Genomic DNA, 22,383 nt, shown 5'->3' with positions numbered 1-22,383 from the left:
TTTCATTTCTCCTTTTATTAAAAATCTGTTTTTCAACTTCCATCTTTTTGTATATTTGTTGTAATGGTGTGCTTCTATTCATATTCTTTCCTATGTTATTATAACTTCACCCAATATTGGCTTCCATCAGCTGTTCTATCTAAAAACCCGTATTCGATTAAATATCTTCTCAAAGTTACAAAATCCGGATATACGCTTTCTATAATAGCATTTACTTCTTTTTCAGTGTACTTTTTATTACTATCAAACTTCGTCACTAAATGACGTAATATAATTAATTTACGCTTTTGCTTTTTTGGAAATTTAGAAAGCGGTCCATCTAATCCCTCTGTAAAATGCGTTTTTAACACTTCATCATTTTCTTCTTCTGTAATATTGTAACGATCATCTACCATCGTTGCTGTTCTATGAATGGGTACAAATTTCGTTTGTACTTTTGATTTTTCTTCTGACAGTTCCATTAACGTTAAAAACACTTTCGCTTGCTTCATTTTCTCTCGAAGTGTAAACCGATGATTGCGGATGGTTGAAGTACTTCCCCCATCCATCTCTTTCACAATCTCTTTATCATTCAGCCCCATATGGAAAAACTGAACCATCTTCTTTTGCAAATCAGTTAAACCTGTATACTTCTTATCTAGATTTAATAAATAATCAAACATCGACGTATGTTCGTTTTGCACATGCAATTGTACAAACTTCTCTGCTTCATACAAAACTTGATTATCTTGATAAATAACACCCTTAATAAACGCTTCTCCACACGCTAAGCAAATATATTCCTCTGCTTCCGCTTCAAATACATACCCTTTCTTCAACTCCTCAACTGAGGCATCCCAAAACTTCTCTGAAATATCACTCATACTAAACACTCCTTTAAAATGTTTGTTTTAAAATAGACAAATATCAATAACGTTTATTATCACTTCATCATCTTAACATAATCAAAACAAACTTTTCAATATTTCGTTTACCTATTTTATAAACTTTTATAAAAACGTCTACTAAAAGGTTTTAACCAATGAAAAACGAATATGTTTATGTAAATTCATTTTATAGGATGTGAAATAGAAGATGAATATTCTACAAGACTCTTGGTTTACTATTAAGCAAATCGCTAAAAATACATATGCGATTAGTGAATATGGTCATTTGGAGAAAATACATTCAATTTTAACTACAAAAAAGGTGTTTCCATATAAGAAAACACCTTTTACTTTTTATATATTCTATTTACAGTCTCTACTAAAACCTTACTTACCTCTACAAATATATGTTTTCGATTTCCATCCTCAACAAATTTCTTTGCACAACTACCCATAACCGTCATACAACTAATTATGACTAACGCTATCTTTCTATTCTTGTAAGTCACTTCATGCCACTCCACTATTACAAAACTTCTTTTGAATTTATCCCATCAAGAAATTTTACATGAATAATAAAACGTGTGAATATGCAATTATGCATATTCACACGTTTTATTACGATGTTATGATTTAATTTAGTTAAAGTACACGTATACCGAGGTGACTAACTTGAAATTTAAAGCGAAAAAAAATCCATTTCACGTCATTTTTATTACATTATTTATCATGATTTTTTTCATTTCGCTATTCTTCCAAAATGAAAATTCTATTTTTTTCACCCTCATGATGCTGCTAAATATCGTGAATCTTTCTTCATTCTATTTCTCTCACTACAACGTAACGGAATCATCTCTTTTCGTAAAACATGGTTTCATACTACGTACTGAAATTCCCTTTGAAGATATTCGCCACATTAAATACTCTGGTAAAAAACTTCATTCAAAAAAATGGACTAGACAGCAATTAGAAATCCATTATAATTTATTCGACTCTGTGACAACTTTCGTACCACAAGAAGAAGAAAAATTCATTGCACTTTTAAAAGAAAACTGCCCACATATAGAAATATTGAATACGTCTGCTAACAAATAATATATTTTGGCACTTACAGTAATAAAAAAACCAAGATTCTAAACAAAGAATCTTGGCGTTTTTATTACTCTTTCGGAGCAATCATTTTTTTCGGATCGACAATTTCATCAAATTGTTCTTCTGTTAGTAGTCCAGATTGCAGCGCTGCTTCTTTTAAAGTTAGCCCTTCTTTATGAGCATGCTTCGCAATTTTCGCTGCATTTTCATATCCGATATGCGGGTTTAATGCTGTAACAAGCATTAATGAACGATTCACATTCTCTTTAATGACTTCTTCATCTGCTTCAATACCAACTGCACAATTATCATTAAATGAAACAATTGCATCTGCTAATAAGTGAGCAGATTGTAAGAAGTTATATGCAATAACAGGTTTAAATACATTTAACTCAAAATTGCCTTGGCTCGCTGCAAATCCGATTGTTGCGTCATTTCCCATCACTTGTGCTACAACCATCGTTAACGCTTCACTTTGCGTTGGATTTACTTTACCTGGCATAATAGAGCTTCCAGGCTCATTTGCTGGAATAATAATTTCTCCTAGCCCACTACGTGGACCACTTGCCAGCCAGCGCACATCGTTAGCGATCTTCATTAAATCCGCTGCTAATGCTTTTAATGCCCCATGCGTATATACAACTTCATCATGACTCGTTAATGCATGGAATTTATTTGGTGCAGAAATAAATTGCTTACCTGTAAATTGGCTAATTTCCTCAGATACCATCTCACCAAATTTAGGATGAGCGTTTATACCTGTTCCAACTGCAGTACCACCAATCGCAAGCTCTTTCATATATGTATTGCTCTCTGCAATCATACGCTCTGTTTTTTCAAGCATACGGTGCCATCCACTAATTTCTTGTCCTAATGTTAACGGTGTCGCATCTTGTAAATGTGTACGACCAATTTTTATAATATGTTCAAATGCAGTTACTTTTTCTGCTAATGTTTCTTTTAATTTCGTAATTGCTGGTAACACGTGATTTTCTACTGCGAGTACACATGCTACATGAAGCGCAGTTGGGAAAGTATCATTTGAACTTTGAGACATGTTCACATCATCATTCGGATGAATATGTACGTCAGATCCCTTCTCTTTCAAAATTTGATTCCCTCGGTTTGCAATTACTTCATTCACATTCATGTTTGACTGAGTACCACTACCTGTTTGCCATACGACAAGTGGAAAATGTTCATTCCATTTCCCTGCAATCACTTCGTCAGCTGCTGTCACAATTGCTTCTGCTTTTTCTTCTGATAACTTTCCTAATTTTTTATTAGTAAGTGCTGCACTCTTCTTTAAAATGGCAAATGCTTTTACAATTTCAAGTGGCATTTTCTCTGTGCCAATCGGAAAGTTTTCTTTACTACGTTGTGTTTGTGCTGCCCATAATTTATCAGCTGGAACTTTAATTTCTCCTAATGTGTCTCTTTCAATTCTGTACTCCATTTTTTCATCCCCTTGAAAATAAAATACCTACATCTCTTATAATAACAGACTTTCTCTTAAATGATAAGAATTCTCACTCGTATATGTAGATATTCTATACTTATTTTTAAAAATTCCTCTTGACCTAAACTTAAGTTTAGGCTGTATCCTTTTCTTTGTAACCTACTATAACACTACTGGAGGAATTCAATATGAAAAAATATGCTTTCATAACAGGTGCAAATAAAGGAATTGGATATGAACTTGTTCGTCAATTAGCAGAAAAAGATACGACAAAAAATTGCTAAATATGAGGTTGAGATAACATCTTCAACTCCTATTACAAAATAAAAAATCACCTTCTACAACACGTAGAAGGTGATTTTTTATTTATGATGCTTCTTTTCCTTTTTCAGCATCATCAACATACCAAATAAATTTGCCTGTATATCCGTAAATAACCGCTAAAATTAACGATACGAAGCTTAACCACATAAATGGAACGTATGAGAACGTTGCTACACCTAAAATACCAGCCATAAAAATACCATTATCAGACCATGGAACCATACCTGAAGTTAACGTTCCACCTACTTCTGAGTTACGTGCTAATACACGTCGATCTATTTTTAATTTATCATAGCTTTCTTCCATAATTTTCGGTGTTAAAATTAATGATACGTACATTGCACAACCAAATATATTCGCTAAGAATGCCACGATTAATGTAGACAATGTTACATTACCTGCAGAATTTAATTTCTTCTCAAATTTTGATACGATTACTTTTAAAACACCTAGTTTTTCAAGTAATCCACCAAATCCTAAACCGAAAATAATAACGGCTACTGATCCAAGCATACCGTTAATTCCACCACGGTTTAATAACTTGTCCACAAATTCAACACCAGATTGAATTGAGAATCCGTTATACGCTGTTCCAATCGCCTCTCCAAAGTTCATTCCTTGGAAAAGAGTTGCCCAAATTGCACCAATTAAAGCTCCCATTGCAATTGTTGGCATAGACGGTCTCTTTAGTGCTAATAGAACAATAACAATGACCGCTGGAACAAGCATCCATATTTTAATATCAAATTGCTTTAACAAAGCTTCTTTTAAAAACTCTACTCGATTTAAATCTACGTTATCGCCGCCATACATCCAACCAGCTACAGTAAACATAATACTAGTAATAATGTAAGCCGGAACATCTAATACGAGCATAGCTCGAACGTGAGCAATAACATCTACTTTCGCCATAGAAGCTGCCAGAACTGTACTATCAGAAAGTGGTGATAATTTGTCGCCGAAATAAGCTCCTGAAAGAACTGCACCAGCAACAAGTGGAAGTGGTAATCCAAGCCCTTCACCAATCGCCATCATAGCAATACCTGCTGTTCCAACTGTTCCCCATGATGTTCCTGTTGCGATAGAAGTGATCGAACAAATAATTAATGTTGCTAATAGGAATATGCTAGGGTGAATAAATTCTAACCCATAATAGATTAATGTTGGTACAACGCCACCAGCAATCCATGTTCCAATTAAAGCACCTACTGCAACTAAAATCAGTATTGCTTCTAATCCGTTAGAAATCCCTTTCGTAATTGCATCTTGCAATTCTTGATAACGAAATCCTAATCTTAATCCAAGCGCAATTACTAAAAACCATGAAATAAATAGCGCTAATTGAATTGGGAGATCAAAAATCGTTTGGAAGGAAAAGACAACAGCAAGAAATAGTAATAAAAGAACTATGATTTCTAGCATCGATGGTAATCTTACACTTTTCATTTTTTTCTCTCCTTACAAGTCGATAACATGACGTGTGTCGTCTTACATGTATGTAATATACAATTAGCGAAGACAAAACAAAATTTTCATATTATTTCGATTTATTTTTCCAGTATAATATATTGGACACCTTTTCTATTGTAAAAGTAGATGCTACTTTTCGCAATGGAAAATATAAAAAATGTTACATTTTTTATATTTAACAATCAAAGAGTAACTTTTTTAATATTTGCCACCATCAAACTTTTTACTATTATCCTCACCGTTTAAAGGAATATCATTATTCCCCACACAAAAAAGCATGCATCATTCAAATGATGCATGCTCCACTTTTATTTATACATATTTTGTATTTCTTCTTTATTTTTAAGTATTTCCACAAACTTATCGCTACAACCTTTCGGAAATAATACGCCGAGTCCATATGAATGCTGGAACTGAAAATGAGGGTGCTTTGCTGTGACTTCATCCCAAAACTTATACACGCCGAAGTTTCGATCTTTCACCTCAATATCATGAAATAACACAATACCGTTATTCGCAAGTTTCGGTAACCATGTTTTATAATCATGAGAAACTGCTTCATACGTATGATAGCCATCAATATGCAACAAGTTTATCGTTCCATCTTGAAATTGATCAACGGCCTCATCGAAAGTAGAACGAATTAAATTACCTATATTGGGATAACTCGTATTTACGACTTTCTCTACGATTTGATAAACGCCTTCTCCATATGGACCTGTATGCTCATCTCCCGTCCAAGTATCTACAGCAAAACATTTTGTAGCTAATCCCCCATCCTTTACCCCTTGACAAAAACTGAAAAAAGAAGCTCCTAAATGTGTACCTAACTCGACTAATACTTCCGGCTTTTCAAACCTTACTAAATCATATGCAAAGTCTAAATGCCCAATCCACGCCGTATTTGCCCGAATAAAATGGTTATAGTTATCAAATTCAAATGTTGGTTTATGAGTAACCCAGCTCATCGCATATCTCCTTCTACCCATATTTTTAACAAACCAAATTACTCTTATCTTTATTTTTTTGTTACCGCAATTATGAGTCTATTTCATGAAAATATGAAGAATTAGTTCTTTTTCATTGTGGTAAACCATCGTATACATACGGATCTATAGGCGTATTGATTTTCTCTACTTTACTTACTTTTACAAGCGGAAATAGTGCTCCTTTATATGTCGTTTCGTCCAACAAACCTGTTATTTTCACCCATGTTTCCTGTGGGAGCTTTTTTACGTTTTCCCCTGCAACAATCATCCCCCAGACTGATGCATCCGCAATACAACAAGTTATGCCGTATCGCGCCACTACCGCTTTATCACCTGTCACATCCTTATCATTATATATAAACCCTGAGAATGTAATTTCCTTCCCTTTAAACCCTTTTACATCTTGACCAATTATACTCATTGTTTGAACATAATCCTTATCCTCTACTTGTATCTTTCGTTGTCCTAACATACTTTTTGCTAATTGTTCTTCCGCTTGATCAGTCACTTTTAAATTCGAAGTTTCATCTTGTTCTTTCCCATTAGAATTTGCCTGTATTCCCTCTTTTTCGTTCTTTTCCATACTTATCGCCTGTACACTTTGATTCATACCCCTTTTTCCTGCTAAACTTCCATCAATTGTTACACCTCCAAATAAAAAAGCACTAATAATTAGAACAACAAATAAAACATATACAAAATATCTTTTTAACCCTAACTTCAATTCCCTATGATGCACACAACAATTACAATCATCTTGTTCCTCTCTCTCATCTCCCCAAACTTGTAATGAACCAAGAAGTAAAATTACTACAAAAGCTATATACGTAAATTTAATCATTTTTGGAGCGATAAAATTATAAATATTCCCGGTTACAAATAGTTTAAATAAGAGCATTGCTAAACCAATTAAAATAATGCCACGAATATAGCGATGATAGGCCTTCTGTTCCTTTACCTCCACGTTTCTCATCTCCTATAACGTTGTAATTTGCACGATTGTGTACACCGATAAAATAATAATTCCAATCAAAAAGAATACAAATCTCTTTTGAAAATATGCAAACAACATGAACGTATTTTTCATATCGAGCATAGGCCCAAACACAAGAAATGCGAGAAGTGCTTTTACAGAGAAAACATGTCCAAAAGATGCCGCTATAAACGAATCGGCCGCAGAGCAAATGGATAAAACATAACCAAATCCCATCATAATAATTGGGGCAATTACTTCGTTATGTGCTACTGCATCCAGTACATTCCGATCAAAAAATGTTTGAAATATACTTGCTAAAAAAGCACCAATCAGTAAATACTTACCAGTATCAAAAAACTCATCTACAGTGTGATTCATAACATCTTTCCAACTCTTTTTTTTGTTTTTTTGAACTGACACCTCTACGTCTTTTAAAACATTTCTTTCGCGATAGCGATAATACACAATTAAACCTATGAATAGAGCAACAAGAATTGTTACCCCAAAGCGTGCATATACAATGTAATCATTTTTTTGAAACGCATATACAGTAGATAAAAGAACAACTGGATTCATAATAGGTGCACTTAGTAAAATAACAATGCCCACATGAAGTGGTAACCCCTTTTGAATGAGCCTTCTTACAATTGGTATAATGACACATTCACACATTGGAAAAAGAATTCCAACAAATACTGCTGGAACCATTGCAACAATTGGAGATTTCGGCATTACTTTTTGAATCATATCTTCTGTCACAAACACTTGAATGAGAGAAGAAACAATTACCCCTAATAAAATAAATGGTATTGCTTCAAATATAATACTTAAAAACACCGTATTCACATTCAACCATTCTTTTGGCATACTTTTATGCAAATTTGCTAAACTTGTAAAATCTACAAAAAATAATAAAAAGAGAAACATAGCAATAAGAGCTATTCCTATTAATTCTTTTGAAACCCTATTAAAGACCATCCTTCTCGCCTCCATTTTACTTATATGTAAACAAGTGCTTGTCCAAAAGCTTCCTGCTACAGCACAAATTTTATAGTCTATTCCTATTCTTAAATCGTAACCATTATGATTTATTATTGATTTTTTCTTTTCCATCATTTAATATAAAACGTAATCATTACGATTTAAAGGAGAGAGTATTTCATGAAAAAAGTACCTATCACTGTATTGAGTGGTTTTTTAGGAGCTGGAAAAACCACCTTACTACATCATATTTTGACTAATAAGAACAACTTAAAAGTAGCTGTTATCGTTAATGATATGAGCGAAGTAAACATTGATGCATCCCTTATCAAAAAAGGTGGTTTTTCACGTACGGAGGAAAAACTAGTAGAAATTCAAAATGGCTGTATTTGTTGCACACTACGAGAGGATTTAATGATAGAAGTGAATCGGCTTGTAGAAAACGGTGATATTGACTATATAGTTATTGAATCTTCCGGTATAAGTGAGCCGATTCCAGTTGCCCAAACGTTTACGTATACAGACGATGTTCTGAACATTGACTTAACAAAAAATTGTCGCCTCGATACGATGGTTACTGTTGTAGATGCAAATAGATTTTGGGATGATTTTGCAGATGGTGAAAGTTTATTAGACCGTAAGCAGGCAATTGATGAAAACGATACTCGGGAAGTTATTGATTTATTAATAGATCAAATTGAGTTTGCAAATGTAATTCTCCTTAATAAGATAGACCTACTAGAAAAAGAAGATGTGAGAGAGCTCCATCATTTACTTAAGAAATTAAATCCTAGTGCAAAAATTATTGAAACTTCATTTAGCAACGTACCACTGCAAGAAATTTTGAATACAAACTTATTCAATTATGAGGAAGCGAGTCAATCGGCGGGTTGGATACAAGAATTAAATAGTGAACATCATACACCTGAAACTGAAGAATATGGCATCAATTCCTTTGTGTATCGCCGTAAATATCCTTTCCATCCTGAACGCCTTATGAATTGGCTAGAAAAATGGCCTGTGGATGTCGTAAGAGCAAAAGGCTTTTTCTGGCTCGCATCACGTAATAATATGATAGGGCTTCTATCTCAAGCGGGTTCCTCTATTACAATTCAAGGAGCCGGTGAATGGATAGCAGCATTACCTGAAACTGAAAGAAATCAAATTATTACAGAAGAACCCGAGGTATTGAAAAGCTGGAACGAGCGATATGGAGATCGAATAACCGAACTCGTATTTATCGGAATTGATATGAACCGTTCTTTAATTGAACAATCATTAGATGATTGTCTATTAACAGAAAAAGAAATGGCACAAAACTGGGATACATTCATTGATCCTATTCCAGCTTTTACTTACACTTCATAATTTAAAATAGAAAGGCTTCCGTAAACGAAAGCCTTTTTATTTTATCGTTCTCTTATTTAACAAACTTCTTTAATCTGAATAACAGCTTTACATCAAGTGAGAATTTTCAGTTTATTTTTTATTCATTCCGTGATATATTGCATATTGTATACGATATATTTTTTGAAAGGAGGAATCAATACATGATGAATCCAAATCGTTTAAAAGGAATCATTATGGTTGTAATTGGTGCTTGTTTATGGGGATTATCTGGAACAGCTGCACAACAACTTTTTCAATATGAACATGTTTCTACTGAATGGTTAGTTACAATTCGATTGCTTATATCGGGCGTTATCTTGCTCATTATTTCATCATTCGGAACGAGAAAAAAAGAAATATTCAGCATATGGAAACAAAGATCTGATGCTACTAAAATGATATTGTTTGGCCTATTCGGTATGCTTGCTGTACAATACACGTACTTCGCTTCTATTAAAGAAGGAAATGCTGCCGTTGCAACATTATTGCAATATTTAGCTCCTATATTTATTACTGTATACTTACTTTTCAAATGGAACGTTCGTCCATCAAAAATTGATTTTATTTCAATTGTCCTTTCATTAGTAGGCACTTTCCTCTTACTAACAAACGGGTCTGTTCATAACTTAGCTGTTTCTACACCAGCTATCGTTTGGGGTATTTTATCTGGATTATCTCTTGCTTTTTATAGTTTATATTCAAAAGAATTACTAGATAGATGGTCTTCCTCAGTTATCGTTGGATGGGGCATGATTATTGGGGGTATTGGTGTAACGATTGTACACTTTATTACTACGAAAGAATTCATTTTATTGTCAACGATGAAATATGTAAAACTAAATACCTTACCGCTCATCACATTTGTCATCATTTTCGGGACACTCATCGCATTTTATTTATACTTAGACAGCATACGATACTTAACCCCGAAAGAAACGACATTATTCGGTTGTACAGAACCACTCGCAGCTATTATTTCTTCTGTACTTATATTACATGTACCATTTCAATCTTTTCAGTTATTAGGGGCCCTTTGTGTCATTGTAATGGTGCTTATCTTAAGCCAAAAACCGGATGAAGGGAAACCCGAATTAAAGCTTGTTCATGAGAAAAAGAAAAATATACAATGAAAGGATTAAATTCACTATGCCTATCCCTCAAAATAATAAAAAACTAGGAAGAGTTTCAGCAAAATCACTCGTTTTAAATCAACTACAAGATTGGATTATTGAAGGTGTACTGAAGCCCAATGAAAAAATTAATGATGGGGAACTGGCTGAAGCACTAGGAGTAAGCAGAACACCTGTAAGAGAAGCACTTCAAATATTAGAGCTTTCTGGATTAGTGGAAATGGTACCTGGACAAAAAACAAAAATTGCTCCTATTCAGTTAGACGACATTCCGATCATTTATGAGACGATGGCTGGTCTTCACTCTATTATAGGAAAACAAGCACTTCAAAATATTACAGACGCTGATTTGAAACTACTTTCTGAAATAAATGATGATTTTCAGTGCTCTATAGAGAAACAAAACACAAAACAAGCTTTACAACTAGATATACAATTTCACAATACCATTTCTTCTATTGCTAAAAATCAATATATTGAACCCTTTCTAGAAAATATGCAACTTCACGTTTTACGTCTTGAATACTTGTTTTTCCAAAACTTCGTTCCAGCAAGTCAATCTATTGAAGAACATCACTCCATCATTCAAGCACTGCAAAAGCAGGACGAAAAACAAATGGAACAAATGATGACTCAAAACTGGCTCCGTCCAATGAAAGAAATACAAAAAATAATTTCTACGAAATAAAGTGAAACTTTAATCAGTGGGGGTTTTGTTGATCCCTCACCTAACTTCTTTCCTTCCGCTGAATTTTGAGGTGGGGGTCTTACTGCCCGGCAAATAGCGGGATAAAAAGAGAGCTGGCTACACAAAATCGTAACCAGCTCTCTTTTTACTAATATATATAGCTATGCCTGAATATCTGCATAATCTTCCATATCTTCGTACTCTTTTTCCAATTCCTCTAAAGACAGCTCGTATAATTGTCGGTCACGAATTTTAAACACACCTGCTCCAATTAACTCATCAATTAAATGCCTCTTACGATTTTCAACAGCAAAACGGAGTTGACTACTCATCTTTTAAAAAACTCCTTTCTACGATCATTGAAAATGATAATCTTTATCAATTACCACTTTTGATTATAAAAGATGACTCTTTATAAGTAAAGTAATTTCATGAAATATTTACCTTACAAAGTATTTGTGGCCACATTATATATATGTATGCCGTGCGAAAAATGTTATGACACTTTTTCTTATCCTTTTTCTTTCATACTTTGCAAGTTGTCTCACTATGATTAAATTCACCATCTATTTCTACTTGAATGGTGACATGTTCTACATGAAATTTCTCTTTTAATACATCAGTAGCCTCTTTTAATACACTTTGTGTTTCATTTCCTTTAATAATCAAGTGGCAAGTTAATACTTGAAAATCCGATGTGACAGACCATATGTGCAAATCATGAACTTCTTTTACAACCGGAATATTTAATAATGTACTTTTTACCTCTTCCACATTTATGTGTTGTGGTGCACCCTCCATTAATATATGGACCGTATCACGTGTTACACGCCATCCACTAATAATGACTAAAATAGACACAAGAATACTAGCAATCGCATCTGCAGCAGTCCATCCAAAAAACTTAATAAGTAACGCAGCAATTATCGCTCCGACTGACCCTAATAGATCTCCTAATACGTGTAAGAAAGCACTTCTTAAATTTAAATTGCCCTTCACATCTCCGCCTCTCATTAATATCCAAGCTGATAAAATATTAATAAGCAGACCAAGTACAGCAATAATGAGCATCCCATTACTAGCAATCTCAACTGGCTCTTTAAAACGGCGAATTGCTTCAATAAAAATGTATATTGAAATGACAATAAGAACGACACCGTTACATAATGCCGCTAACATTTCGACTCGCTTATATCCATATGTTTTCGCAGCTGTTGCTGTTTTTTCTCCAAGCTTAAACGCAAGTAAACTTAAAGCTAACGATACCGCATCACTTAGCATATGCCCCGCGTCAGATAGTAGTGCTAAACTATTTGTTACAAATCCCCCAATAACTTCAGCAATCATAAAACTTGTTGTTAGTAAGAATGCGAATAGTAACGCCTTTTTATTTTTTGAATGACCATGATCATGTGAATGTCCCATACTAAGGCTCCTTTAAGGATAATATCTGTACATTAGTATGGAACAAACTCCCTATCTTTATCCCATTTCCTCTGTATACACACTTCGCTATTTTTCAAACAAGTCCTTTTTCTCAAATAAAAACAAGACTACTTCTTTTTTATTTTCATATTGTTTACTAAGGAAAGAATTTTTAAGGAGGGGACGAAATTGAAAAGATTATTTCTCTGTATGGAACGTGAACTTGTTGTAGTGAAAGAACGATATGGTAACTATGAAGCAGCGTATCACTTACAAAATATGCAACCTACCTGTATCGCTGTTGATCCATTTCAAAAGAATCGTATATATTGCGGCACTTTTGGACGAGGTCTCTGGTTAAGTGACGATAGCGGAGATTCATGGAGACCAATTGGAGATTCTTATCGTTACTTTGATTTTCCAAAAGAAGATGGTATTTTACATTCTTCGATCACTTCCATTACGATAAGCTCTAACGAACAAGTTAACGGATATGGCGTCGTTTATGTAGGAACAGAACCTAGTGCTTTATTCCGTTCGGAAAATGGTGGTGAAACGTGGACTGAACTTAAAAATATGAAATCATTATTATCTTCTTATACGTGGGCTTTCCCGCCCAGACCGTTTACCCATCACGTACGCTGGATTACAGTTGATCCAAATAATCCAAATACAATCCATGTTTCAATTGAAGCTGGTGCTGTTATTCAAAGTAATGATAGAGGGCATACATGGATGGATAAAAAATTCGGTGCTCCTATCGATGCTCATCAATTGCTTATGCACCCTGAAGCTCCAAATCGCCTTTATGCATCATGTGGTGACGGATTTATGGGCGGACCTGATCGCGCATACCTCGAAAGTTATAACAGTGGAAACAGCTGGATTTCATGCAGCGAAGGACTTGAACATCATTATTTATACAGCATGGCTATCGATCCAGTTGATTGTGATACAATTCTCGTTTCTGCCGCACCGAGTGCAGATCTCGCTCATCATCGTATTCCTTATGAATCTTATATTTATCGTAAAACGAAAGATACTCCGTTCCAGCAAGTACAGCAAGGTCTACCATCAGCAATCGGTACAGTCATTTCAATGTTTGCGACAAATACAGCAGAACCACATACGTTTTACACTTTAAATAACAATGGCGTGTTTCAATCCAATGATAGCGGCGAATCGTGGGAACAACTAAACATTCCGTGGAAAGATGAGTATAAAACACAACACCCGCATGCTTTACTTGTTACTAGTTCTTAAGGAGAAAAAGACTGCCTAATCGTTTTAGGCAGTCTCTCTTCTATTTCTTTAAATCAATTACAATATCATCTAAAACAATATCTTTACTCTTCGCTTCTTTTTTGGGTACTTCTATTTTCTTCTCTTTCCCATTAACATACTCTACTCCACCATGATTTTCAGGTGTATGAACTCGCAAGTGTACACGAGGTGTAACGATAAGCTTTGTTGCATTTTCGTTTAACTTTTGGAATGTAGAACTCCAACTACTTTTGTGCGGTTCTGCTACTGTACTAGTTCCGCCATTTCCTTCACCAGCATATTTATTTCCTAAATCATCTTTTATTTCTAATTCCACATCAGCGCTATCCCATATACTTCTTAATACTTTAGATTCTTCCTGATTGAAAAAAACGATAAATGACATCGGAGTTACTTCCATTTTGTCTATATTTACTTTTATTAATTCATTTTCAGAAACCCTATTAACCTTTACTTCTTTACTCTCCATTGCTTTTAAACTAAGTGCGAAGTTCCAATTCCCCTTAATTGAATTACCTTTATAATCTAACTCAATCTCTTCCATATTCCACCAAACGTTTGCAACATCTAACCTTTTACTACTATTACCACTCATCGTAGTCATACCTACGTACTTTTTCTCTCCAACTTTTGTTACTTGAGAGCTTCCTCCCCCGCCATTAAACCCCATCACCTGCGGATATCCAAATATATTTGGCTTCTCACCTAAATCTTTATCACTCTCAATAGAGTATGTGATTGTAATTGTTCTACCATCAAACACAGCATCATTAATTGTAACTTTAACCCCATTACTCTCCCTCGTCATATTCAATTCAGTCGAAAACTCTTTATAATTTTCATATAACCCTGTTCTACCATTATCTAAAAATCGGAATATATCACCTACAATTGGCAATCCCCCTGCATATGTAGGAAATCCAATACCGAGCGTTGCAACTGATAATCCTACTAAAATAGATGCAGCAGCGACACCTTTTTTCCAACTTTTCATATTTTTCTTCGTACGAATAGATTGTTTTAAGTTGCGCTTCACTTTTTCTTTTTCAATTTCAGAAGCCTCAATTTCCTCAAATTCTTTTTCATCTATATCAATATCATTTAATAGTTCATAAATGTCTTTCATATTGCACTACCTCCAAAACTAATATTCGTAGCATTTTGTTGTAGTTTCTTTTTCCCCCGGTACACTCGATTATCAATTGCTGCCCGGGTTAATCCTAACTTGTCACCTATTTCCTCTGTCTTCATACCGAGTAAATATTTCATAATGAATACTTTTTGATCTAGCGGTTCTAATTGATTAATAAGCTTCAATAATTCTTCTCTATCTTCCATAACAATTAATTCATCTTCCGCTGACTTTTCCGTACTAATATGAAACTCATCCGAAATAATTTCTACTTTTTTAGTTGCCTTCCGGTAATAATCAATTGCTTTAAACTTCGCAATCGCTGCAATCCATTTTTTAAAATCACTCGGCTCTCCATGAAACTTATTTGCGTTATTCCAAATGGATAGGAAAATATCATTTACACATTCCTCTATGAGTCCATCATTTTGAATTGGAAGTAGAACTTTATGCGTGATTCCCTTTATGAGTGGTAAATATATATCGACAACAAATTCTAGCGCATCTTCTTTTTGTCGCTGTAATCTTTTTATAAAATTTTTCTCATTTGATTTCATGTAGCGATTCCCCTTATTTTTTTGTAAAAGCTTTTACACCCTATATAACGTCTAGAAAAAATTTTTCTCTCATCTTTTTATTATTTTTTGTATGTAATGGAATACTTTCCCTTAGCCATTGTCTCACATAACTATGCATTCAAAGAAAATTTTCTCAAGTCTGCAATTTGATTCATGTAGTACACTATTTATATAGTCACTCTTTAACTTAGTGTACATTTTATTTCGTTAATCTACTTTTAAAAATTAGGAGATGAGATATGTATGTGCGGAATTACAGGTTGGGTAAATTGGAATAAGGATCTTTCCAATGAACATGTTATTTTAGAAAAGATGGCAAATAGTATTCAGCATCGTGGTCCTGATGCTGAAGGTTTTTGGTTTTCGCCTCGTGCGGCCTTTGCACACCGGCGTTTAATTGTAATTGATCCAGAAGGCGGAGCACAGCCGAAGACATTTCGTGCTGGTGATTATACGTATGCTCTTACTTATAATGGAGAAATTTATAATTTCCGTGAGCTTAGAGAGCAACTTCAAAAATGCGGTCATACATTTGAAACGCATTCAGATACAGAAGTGTTACTACATGCTTATTTAGAATGGAAAGAAGACTGCGTACAACATTTAAACGGAATTTTCGCTTTCGCCTTATGGGATGATCAGAAGCAACAATTATTTTTAGCACGTGATCATTTAGGCGTAAAGCCACTCTTTTACACAGAAAGAAATGACAGCATTATTTTCGGATCTGAAATAAAAGCATTATTAGCGCATCCATCTGTTCCTACTGAAATTGATGCGGATGGAATAAATGAAATATTTGGATTAGGCTTATTTCGAACTCCAGGATGTGGCGTCTTTAAACATATTGAAGAAGTGCGTGCTGGACATTCTATAACATTTACACGTGATAAAAAAGTAATTACGAAGTATTGGAATTTAGAAAGTAAGGTCCATACAGATTCTATAGAAGATACATCATCACATATTTTATCTATTTTACAAGATACAGTAAAAAGACAATTAATTGCCGATGTCCCTCTCGTTTGCATGTTATCAGGAGGATTAGATTCTAGCGGGATTACTGCACTAGCGGGGAAAGAATTTGCTGCTGAAAATAAAACACTTCATACGTATTCCATTGACTTTGTAAATAGCGCAAAAGATTTCGAACTGACATTTGCTCGCACTGGTTTAGACGCTCCTTGGGTAAAACGCGTTTCTGAACATGTAGGAACATCTCATCATGATATTATTGTGCATGCTGAAGAATTAGCAAATCACTTATTCGTTCCCCTCCGTGCAAAAGATTTACCGAGTGCTGGTGAAATGGAAACTTCACTATATTTACTATTTTGCGAAATGAAAAAAGATGCGACCGTAGCTTTATCCGGCGAATCTGCTGATGAAGTATTCGGTGGATACCCTTGGTTTCATCAAGAAGAATTACTATATGTAGATAAGTTTCCTTGGCTAACAAATTGGAAAAATACATCTCCTCTTCTACTACATGAAGTAAGTAACCAATGTAATCTAGAAAAATATATTGATACACGATTCCAAGAAGCGATACTTGAAGTCCCTACTCTTGAAGGCGAAAGTAAAAAATCCGCGAAACAACGTCAAATGTTTTATTTATTTTTAACGAGATTTCTTCCGTTCTTACTTGACCGTAAAGACCGTATGAGTATGGCCGTAGGATTTGAAGTTCGTGTACCGTTTTGCGATTATCGATTAGTTGAATATTTATGGAACGTTCCTTTCAACATAAAAAGCATTGATAATATTGAAAAAGGCATTTTACGTAGAGCATTAAAGCCTGCTTTACCTGACGATGTACGGAATAGAAGAAAAAGTGCGTATCCAACTTCACAAGACCCACATTATTTACAAACAATCCGTCATTTATCACTCGACATGTGTAGTAATAAAAACAATCCTATTTTCTCTCTTATTAATCATTCCACATTACTTGCTATTGCCGATCAAAGTAATAAAGAAATTAACAATTTCGAAGCAAGAAGTGCTATGGAATACATGCTTCAAGTAAATGAGTGGTTAAAAACGTATCACATCCATATTGCTTAAAAAAAAGGAGTTCAAGGATAAAAACCTTGAACTCCTTTTATATTAATTAGCGCATCGTTTATTTTCAGTGTCAATGGACCATCCAATAATTGTGGCACAATCTCTACCTTTCCACTGCAGTACATTTGTTAATACTGGCTCAATCTGTAAGCAACTTCCGTCGTGTAATATTTCTATTAAAGATTGATCATCATCAAACCTTCGTTTATCACACTCTAAAATACCGTCCGTTGCCATTACGATGTGATTCATTCCTTTTTCTAATCCTCTTACACCTGACGTAAAACAAGGTGTATTTGCTGCAAAAATATTTTTCCTACCAATATATTCGTAATTCTTCCGTTTATTTAATCGCCCTTTACCATTTTTCGTTTTCTCAGAATGGAATAAATATGCGAAACAATCACCGACTGATAACCAATATAAAAATTCACCTTTTCGCAAACAAATTAAGCATGCAAGTTCCTCATCATCTTGATCACATTTTTCAATAAACAACTCATCTGTAAATAACGCTAATAAGTACATATGTGTATGATGAAAAGCTAAATGTATCGGGTAGGAAAATAACTCCTTTAGTTTCTCTTTTCTTTCTGAAATGGCTTCTATTATATAATCAATATTTTTTGTTTTGTGGTGTGTATCAAAAATCATAACAAATTCAAATTGTAATTCCGGATCCCACCAAGCAAGCACCGCATCTCCTCGTTCATATGCATCACTCTCTTGATTTCCCCCATATACGCCGACTGAAAGAGGACCACATTTTTCAACATGTATTTCATCTACATACATCTGTTCATGACTCATCCATTTGAATGTATTCACAGCTATCATCCTCTCTCTTGCTGAATGTATACCTTTACACATAGATTACCTTATATTTCAATAAAAATAAACTTTTTCAACATTTTTTATCCAAATAAAAGGATTTTACTTCTGTAATAACGAATATATCTTATTATACGATATAAAAACAGGAGGATTTATTATGAAAGACATCAATCAGCATTGGGAGAGTATTTATTATCACTTACGATATGAATATGAAGACAACCTTTCTCACCAAGCCATTCGTATTTTACAAATCATTTCTCGTGAGAAAGATATAACAATTGGAAAAGTCGCTACTGAGCTTACTCTCTCTCATAACACAGCATCTGAACACGTAAAGCGCCTTATTCAAAAAGGGTATATCATGAAAGAAAGAAACAAACAAGATGAAAGAGTTGTGAACCTTACTTTAACGAAAGAAGGCATTGAAGTATTAGAAAAGCATACTTTACTAGATAAAGAAAAGATAAAAATATTAGAATCGCAATTATCGAAAGAAGAACAACAAGTAATCGAAAGAGCTTTTTCGTTATTAGCGAAGGAGGCAAAGTATGCATTTCCTCGTTAAAGTAATCGTTTCGGCACTTATTATCGGTGTTATTACTGAAGTCGCTAAACATTATAGTACGATTGGCGGTTTTATCGCTGCCCTTCCTCTCGTAAGTTTACTGAGCCTATTTTGGATTTCTTTCGAAGGCGGGAACAAACAAGAATTAAGTCAATTTGCTATAGGTGTATTATATGGATTTCCTGCATCCGCACTACTATTATTTATCGTCTATATTGGCCTAAAAAACTCATTTTCACTTAGCACATCTGTCCTGTTCGGTATAGGTGTCTGGTGCATCGTTTTCGCTTGTCAAAAATTATTTCAAGCTTAGTTAGGAGGGGTTACTATTTATAAACTTGTAGAGGTATTGGGGCAAACTATAGAAGTATATATAAAAGGAAGTAGTGAACAAACTGTAGTCATTCAAACCGGAATGACTTGCTCATTTTATGATTGGTTTCCTATTATAGAAAAGCTTTCACAGCACTTTACAGTCGTTTCCTACCATCGCCCAGGTTACGGAAAAAGTGAACTAAGGAATCATTCACGTACTACATTACAAGCGACAAAAGAACTTCATATGTTACTACAAAAACTAGATATTCACGAACCAATCATTCTAATCGGTCATTCCTATGGAGGTTTATGTGCACAACATTTTGCGATGTTACATGAAGATAAGTTGCAAGCACTTATTTTAGTTGATTCTACATCCATGAACTTACACCGATTAGATGAACTTCATTTACCAATTTCTGATCAGACTGATTCGGATGATATGTGGCTTCAAAAATATAATACATACTCCAAAATGGATGTAGACATGCTTTCTAATGAACTAAAGCCAATACTCGCTAACCAATCAAGACAGTACATTGAATTTTCTACCTCTCCTACATTATATAAAGCGACAGCTTCTGAACTATCTACGTGGAAAAATTGTGCTCGCTCAATAAAAGAACTCTATAAAACATTAGAAATACCTTTAATCGTTATCGGTAGAGACCCTCAATATTCTATTACTCAGTTGACTGAGGGCGGCATGCAAAAAGAGGAAGCGACACAACTTGAAGCAATGTGGCAAGAACTGATTCATGAACAATTACAACTCTCAATAAACAGCCAATATATACTTGCCGAACATGCTGGCCACGGAATTGAAAATGATCGACCAGATATTATCATTGAAGCGGTTCACTCCCTAAAAATAAAAAAAGGAAGCAACTAAAGCTGCTTCCTTACTTATCTATTCATAATCTTCTTCATCATCGATTTCTTCGTAATACGCATTCCCATTACTTACATAAATAGGGCCATTCGCAACGTCAATACGTAATACCCATGCCCATGGCACAGCTAAACGCTTATGTATTGCTCGCCAAAAGCTCATTGATTTTCTTTCGTACTCCTGGAACTCCTGAAGCAACTCTTTGTAGGAGGAACCGTCTAACTGAATATTTGCTTCTAACAAACGAGAATGGGCATAGTACTGCAGCTCTAGTTCAGCAGCAATTTCCATTTCTTCTTCCGTTGCCATACCAATAATTGTTCCATCTGGTGGTACAATTTCATATACGTTGTGAACTTCAATAAGCCCTTCTTTCTCTTTCTCAAACATGTAAACAGCCTCCTTTAACATATTTTTTATGTTACAAAGTCATACTTCTACAATAACATCTCTCTTTCCTCTTTTTTTGATAAACTTTTACAAATTATTTATCTGATGACCCGTATTCTCTATCCTTTCGGCAGAAACTAAATCCTCATTATGAAAATTCAACTTAAATATATCGGGCATACGAATTGTTTTCCAAAATCGAAAATCATATTTTGAATCAAAATAATTCATGAGTAATACCATAATATTCCCATGAGTTCCTATTACAATATTCTTACCTTCATATTTTTTTAATATATTTTGCATACATATTACAGCACGCCTTTGCGCTACATCATTCGATTCTCCGCCTTCGTATGCAAAATCCCAATCTTCCCACACCTTTTGGACCGCATCATTAAAATCTGCTACTGGCTCTGAACTTAATAACCTTTCTCGTAAATCTTCTTCTATTTGTATCGATACATCATATGTATTAGCAATTCCTTGTACAGTTTGAACTGCTCTTTTGTACGGGCTAGAAATCACTACATCAATATGTTTATCTTTTAATAAGCTTGTTACATTCTCTGCATCCAAGTGTCCTTTTTCAGATAAAGGACGCTCCCGTTCTTCTTTTGTATAGGTAGAATGGGCATGGCGAACGAAATATATTATTGTCATTTATTCATCTCCTTTTTCCGTTTCTACCCAAATTCAATACATTACCATCAAATCCCTTTACCGTTATAATAAGTGCTTTCAAATTTAAATGTTGATTTTCATATTAATAAAAGGAAACACCTCTATGGTATTTCCCTCATTTAAAATAGACTACATTCAATTAAATACTTTATCAATTTTATTTCTGTCGTATTCTAATATCCAATCATTATATGTATGATACATATCCCTAATTGTATTAGGAGAGGTAGCTAATACATCACAACCTCTATCATCATAAATGTGAAATATAGTATTCTTGTTAATATTTATGAAATACACCCTATGAAAAATACGCGGTTTTATCCCCATATCTTGATTACAAATTGCTTTTATCATAGGAATGTATTTCAAGTCTGAAACTTTACATTTCAAAGTATATCTATGTGTTTTATATCCCCCGTCTTCATCGTCTTCTGGAAAAACATAAGGGATTGTATTTTTCTGTAACTTAAACAAATCAGACTTCTCTTTTACATACTTAGAAAAGATATTCAATTTGTGTTTGAAAGTTTCACCGTCTGCATAGTCATCTACATCCACTACAATGTAAATATCATCTTCTGTTGCATGTAAAAACTGAAATAAAGTAATCGCTCTGTTATAAACGCCTTCTAAATATGGACAGTTTTCATAAATATTAGTGCAATCATAGTTCACACCTAATCTAAAGCGAATACCAATATCCCCATTATAAAATAAAGGTGGTCTAAGTTCTAAATTTGGAAACGTTTCAAGCATATACTCATTCAACCCCATCTCAACACCTACCTTTAACAGCTCATTGTTTACATAATAAAATTATTTCATTATAATTTATTTCTAAACT

24 protein-coding genes and 1 pseudogene are annotated in these 22,383 nt (G+C 34.2%); 10 read left to right on the top strand and 15 right to left on the bottom strand.

The features are described from left to right. Nucleotides 1-98: 98 nt before the first annotated feature. Both MR083_RS20305 and MR083_RS20300 read right to left on the bottom strand, forming a co-directional pair. Nucleotides 99-863 carry a DUF2087 domain-containing protein gene (locus tag MR083_RS20305; protein ID WP_242269757.1) on the bottom strand — a complete coding sequence of 255 codons (765 nt, stop codon included), beginning with the start codon at nt 861-863 and terminating at the stop codon, nt 99-101. A gap of 350 nt (nt 864-1,213) precedes the next feature. Further along, complete coding sequence (locus MR083_RS20300) at nt 1,214-1,375, bottom strand: hypothetical protein (RefSeq protein ID WP_033678361.1); 162 nt, start codon at nt 1,373-1,375, stop codon at nt 1,214-1,216. A gap of 163 nt (nt 1,376-1,538) precedes the next feature. On the opposite strand from MR083_RS20300, the gene MR083_RS20295 reads away from it, so the two are divergent. Further along, nucleotides 1,539-1,961, top strand: coding sequence for a PH domain-containing protein (locus MR083_RS20295; protein WP_242269756.1), 423 nt, complete (start codon nt 1,539-1,541; stop codon nt 1,959-1,961). A gap of 64 nt (nt 1,962-2,025) precedes the next feature. Here MR083_RS20295 and fumC read toward each other — a convergent pair whose 3' ends face one another. Then, the gene (gene fumC, locus MR083_RS20290; protein ID WP_139867862.1) at nt 2,026-3,414 is read right to left on the bottom strand and encodes a class II fumarate hydratase; all 1,389 of its coding nucleotides are present in this window, start codon (nt 3,412-3,414) and stop codon (nt 2,026-2,028) included. A gap of 191 nt (nt 3,415-3,605) precedes the next feature. On the opposite strand from fumC, the pseudogene MR083_RS20285 reads away from it, so the two are divergent. Then, nucleotides 3,606-3,683 (top strand): annotated as a pseudogene (locus MR083_RS20285) (SDR family NAD(P)-dependent oxidoreductase); the annotation flags it as partial. Nucleotides 3,684-3,783: 100 nt separating this feature from the next. Here MR083_RS20285 and nhaC read toward each other — a convergent pair. The 4 genes from nhaC to MR083_RS20265 all read right to left on the bottom strand — a co-directional run bounded on the left by nhaC (nt 3,784) and on the right by MR083_RS20265 (nt 8,154). Further along, complete coding sequence (nhaC, locus tag MR083_RS20280) at nt 3,784-5,187, bottom strand: Na+/H+ antiporter NhaC (RefSeq protein ID WP_139867864.1); 1,404 nt, start codon at nt 5,185-5,187, stop codon at nt 3,784-3,786. 332 nt (nt 5,188-5,519) lie between these two features. Then, nucleotides 5,520-6,179, bottom strand: coding sequence for a class I SAM-dependent methyltransferase (locus MR083_RS20275; protein WP_074615382.1), 660 nt, complete (start codon nt 6,177-6,179; stop codon nt 5,520-5,522). Nucleotides 6,180-6,291: 112 nt separating this feature from the next. Continuing rightward, a complete protein-coding gene (locus MR083_RS20270; RefSeq protein WP_242269755.1) occupies nt 6,292-7,164 on the bottom strand; it encodes a TIGR03943 family putative permease subunit in 873 nt (290 codons plus the stop codon). Between the two features lie 12 nt (nt 7,165-7,176). Continuing rightward, nucleotides 7,177-8,154, bottom strand: coding sequence for a permease (locus tag MR083_RS20265; protein WP_242269754.1), 978 nt, complete (start codon nt 8,152-8,154; stop codon nt 7,177-7,179). A gap of 183 nt (nt 8,155-8,337) precedes the next feature. On the opposite strand from MR083_RS20265, the gene MR083_RS20260 reads away from it, so the two are divergent. From MR083_RS20260 to MR083_RS20250, 3 genes are all read left to right on the top strand, one after another. Then, nucleotides 8,338-9,525: a GTP-binding protein gene (locus tag MR083_RS20260; RefSeq protein ID WP_000757655.1), complete on the top strand. Its 1,188-nt coding sequence runs from the start codon at nt 8,338-8,340 to the stop codon at nt 9,523-9,525. Nucleotides 9,526-9,707: 182 nt separating this feature from the next. Then, nucleotides 9,708-10,676, top strand: a complete 969-nt coding sequence (locus MR083_RS20255; protein ID WP_000981813.1) for a DMT family transporter — start codon at nt 9,708-9,710, stop codon at nt 10,674-10,676. A 16-nt stretch (nt 10,677-10,692) separates the two neighbouring features. After that, entirely contained in the window at nt 10,693-11,364 is a 672-nt protein-coding gene (locus tag MR083_RS20250; RefSeq protein ID WP_014893869.1) for a GntR family transcriptional regulator, read from the top strand. A 161-nt stretch (nt 11,365-11,525) separates the two neighbouring features. On the opposite strand, the gene fbpA is transcribed toward MR083_RS20250, so the two are convergent. Together fbpA and MR083_RS20240 are read right to left on the bottom strand one after the other, a co-directional pair. Further along, on the bottom strand, nt 11,526-11,696 hold the full coding sequence (gene fbpA, locus MR083_RS20245) for a Fur-regulated basic protein FbpA (RefSeq protein WP_000098301.1): 171 nt from the start codon (nt 11,694-11,696) through the stop codon (nt 11,526-11,528). A 193-nt stretch (nt 11,697-11,889) separates the two neighbouring features. Then, nucleotides 11,890-12,789, bottom strand: coding sequence for a cation diffusion facilitator family transporter (locus tag MR083_RS20240; protein WP_000510019.1), 900 nt, complete (start codon nt 12,787-12,789; stop codon nt 11,890-11,892). Between the two features lie 189 nt (nt 12,790-12,978). Here MR083_RS20240 and MR083_RS20235 point away from each other — a divergent pair, with 189 nt between their 5' ends. Continuing rightward, on the top strand, nt 12,979-14,052 hold the full coding sequence (locus MR083_RS20235) for a WD40/YVTN/BNR-like repeat-containing protein (RefSeq protein ID WP_242269753.1): 1,074 nt from the start codon (nt 12,979-12,981) through the stop codon (nt 14,050-14,052). Nucleotides 14,053-14,092: 40 nt separating this feature from the next. On the opposite strand, the gene MR083_RS20230 is transcribed toward MR083_RS20235, so the two are convergent. Together MR083_RS20230 and MR083_RS20225 are read right to left on the bottom strand one after the other, a co-directional pair. Further along, nucleotides 14,093-15,199, bottom strand: a complete 1,107-nt coding sequence (locus MR083_RS20230) for a DUF4179 domain-containing protein (protein WP_242269752.1) — start codon at nt 15,197-15,199, stop codon at nt 14,093-14,095. Beyond that, nucleotides 15,196-15,762 (bottom strand): sigma-70 family RNA polymerase sigma factor, encoded by a 567-nt coding sequence (locus MR083_RS20225; protein WP_242269751.1) that lies wholly within the window; start codon nt 15,760-15,762, stop codon nt 15,196-15,198. The genes MR083_RS20230 and MR083_RS20225 overlap by 4 nt, the downstream gene beginning before the upstream one ends. Before the next feature lie 264 nt (nt 15,763-16,026). Between MR083_RS20225 and asnB the strand changes: the two genes are divergently transcribed. After that, nucleotides 16,027-17,850, top strand: coding sequence for an asparagine synthase (glutamine-hydrolyzing) (gene asnB, locus MR083_RS20220; RefSeq protein ID WP_242269750.1), 1,824 nt, complete (start codon nt 16,027-16,029; stop codon nt 17,848-17,850). Nucleotides 17,851-17,892: 42 nt separating this feature from the next. On the opposite strand, the gene MR083_RS20215 is transcribed toward asnB, so the two are convergent. Beyond that, a complete protein-coding gene (locus MR083_RS20215; protein WP_016717104.1) occupies nt 17,893-18,720 on the bottom strand; it encodes a PP2C family serine/threonine-protein phosphatase in 828 nt (275 codons plus the stop codon). A 121-nt stretch (nt 18,721-18,841) separates the two neighbouring features. Here MR083_RS20215 and MR083_RS20210 point away from each other — a divergent pair, with 121 nt between their 5' ends. Genes MR083_RS20210 through MR083_RS20200 form a run of 3 tightly spaced genes read left to right on the top strand, consistent with a single transcriptional unit; the run spans nt 18,842 to nt 20,462 of the window. Then, the gene (locus tag MR083_RS20210; RefSeq protein WP_016717103.1) at nt 18,842-19,252 is read left to right on the top strand and encodes a MarR family winged helix-turn-helix transcriptional regulator; all 411 of its coding nucleotides are present in this window, start codon (nt 18,842-18,844) and stop codon (nt 19,250-19,252) included. Further along, nucleotides 19,236-19,565 (top strand): DUF3147 family protein, encoded by a 330-nt coding sequence (locus tag MR083_RS20205; protein ID WP_000545632.1) that lies wholly within the window; start codon nt 19,236-19,238, stop codon nt 19,563-19,565. Before MR083_RS20210 ends, MR083_RS20205 begins: the two co-directional genes overlap by 17 nt. Before the next feature lie 36 nt (nt 19,566-19,601). Beyond that, the gene (locus MR083_RS20200; RefSeq protein WP_242269749.1) at nt 19,602-20,462 is read left to right on the top strand and encodes an alpha/beta hydrolase; all 861 of its coding nucleotides are present in this window, start codon (nt 19,602-19,604) and stop codon (nt 20,460-20,462) included. 18 nt (nt 20,463-20,480) lie between these two features. On the opposite strand, the gene MR083_RS20195 is transcribed toward MR083_RS20200, so the two are convergent. From MR083_RS20195 to MR083_RS20185, 3 genes are all read right to left on the bottom strand, one after another. Then, nucleotides 20,481-20,852 (bottom strand): hypothetical protein, encoded by a 372-nt coding sequence (locus tag MR083_RS20195; RefSeq protein WP_000461775.1) that lies wholly within the window; start codon nt 20,850-20,852, stop codon nt 20,481-20,483. An 87-nt stretch (nt 20,853-20,939) separates the two neighbouring features. Next, entirely contained in the window at nt 20,940-21,515 is a 576-nt protein-coding gene (locus tag MR083_RS20190; protein ID WP_000152730.1) for a histidine phosphatase family protein, read from the bottom strand. Between the two features lie 156 nt (nt 21,516-21,671). Continuing rightward, nucleotides 21,672-22,313, bottom strand: a complete 642-nt coding sequence (locus MR083_RS20185; protein ID WP_242269748.1) for a DUF3885 domain-containing protein — start codon at nt 22,311-22,313, stop codon at nt 21,672-21,674. Nucleotides 22,314-22,383 lie beyond the last annotated feature (70 nt).

The sequence above is a fragment of the Bacillus cereus group sp. BfR-BA-01408 genome (assembly GCF_022663305.1).
Lineage (GTDB): Bacteria > Bacillota > Bacilli > Bacillales > Bacillaceae_G > Bacillus_A > Bacillus_A pacificus.
Note: the sequence above shows the minus strand (reverse complement) of the source record. Positions and strands in the feature narration are given on the sequence as shown.

Excerpts from the sequence above, each read along its gene's own strand:
- MR083_RS20305 (WP_242269757.1), bottom strand. The coding sequence starts at position 863 with ATGAGTGATATTTCAGAGAAGTTTTGGGATGCCTCAGTTGAGGAGTTG.
- fumC (WP_139867862.1), bottom strand. The coding sequence starts at position 3,414 with ATGGAGTACAGAATTGAAAGAGACACATTAGGAGAAATTAAAGTTCCA.
- nhaC (WP_139867864.1), bottom strand. The coding sequence starts at position 5,187 with ATGAAAAGTGTAAGATTACCATCGATGCTAGAAATCATAGTTCTTTTA.
- MR083_RS20275 (WP_074615382.1), bottom strand. The coding sequence starts at position 6,179 with ATGAGCTGGGTTACTCATAAACCAACATTTGAATTTGATAACTATAAC.
- MR083_RS20265 (WP_242269754.1), bottom strand. The coding sequence starts at position 8,154 with ATGGTCTTTAATAGGGTTTCAAAAGAATTAATAGGAATAGCTCTTATT.
- MR083_RS20260 (WP_000757655.1), top strand. The coding sequence starts at position 8,338 with ATGAAAAAAGTACCTATCACTGTATTGAGTGGTTTTTTAGGAGCTGGA.
- MR083_RS20255 (WP_000981813.1), top strand. The coding sequence starts at position 9,708 with ATGATGAATCCAAATCGTTTAAAAGGAATCATTATGGTTGTAATTGGT.
- MR083_RS20250 (WP_014893869.1), top strand. The coding sequence starts at position 10,693 with ATGCCTATCCCTCAAAATAATAAAAAACTAGGAAGAGTTTCAGCAAAA.
- fbpA (WP_000098301.1), bottom strand. The coding sequence starts at position 11,696 with ATGAGTAGTCAACTCCGTTTTGCTGTTGAAAATCGTAAGAGGCATTTA.
- MR083_RS20240 (WP_000510019.1), bottom strand. The coding sequence starts at position 12,789 with ATGGGACATTCACATGATCATGGTCATTCAAAAAATAAAAAGGCGTTA.
- MR083_RS20230 (WP_242269752.1), bottom strand. The coding sequence starts at position 15,199 with ATGAAAGACATTTATGAACTATTAAATGATATTGATATAGATGAAAAA.
- MR083_RS20225 (WP_242269751.1), bottom strand. The coding sequence starts at position 15,762 with ATGAAATCAAATGAGAAAAATTTTATAAAAAGATTACAGCGACAAAAA.
- asnB (WP_242269750.1), top strand. The coding sequence starts at position 16,027 with ATGTGCGGAATTACAGGTTGGGTAAATTGGAATAAGGATCTTTCCAAT.
- MR083_RS20215 (WP_016717104.1), bottom strand. The coding sequence starts at position 18,720 with ATGTGTAAAGGTATACATTCAGCAAGAGAGAGGATGATAGCTGTGAAT.
- MR083_RS20210 (WP_016717103.1), top strand. The coding sequence starts at position 18,842 with ATGAAAGACATCAATCAGCATTGGGAGAGTATTTATTATCACTTACGA.
- MR083_RS20205 (WP_000545632.1), top strand. The coding sequence starts at position 19,236 with ATGCATTTCCTCGTTAAAGTAATCGTTTCGGCACTTATTATCGGTGTT.
- MR083_RS20195 (WP_000461775.1), bottom strand. The coding sequence starts at position 20,852 with ATGTTTGAGAAAGAGAAAGAAGGGCTTATTGAAGTTCACAACGTATAT.
- MR083_RS20190 (WP_000152730.1), bottom strand. The coding sequence starts at position 21,515 with ATGACAATAATATATTTCGTTCGCCATGCCCATTCTACCTATACAAAA.
- MR083_RS20185 (WP_242269748.1), bottom strand. The coding sequence starts at position 22,313 with ATGGGGTTGAATGAGTATATGCTTGAAACGTTTCCAAATTTAGAACTT.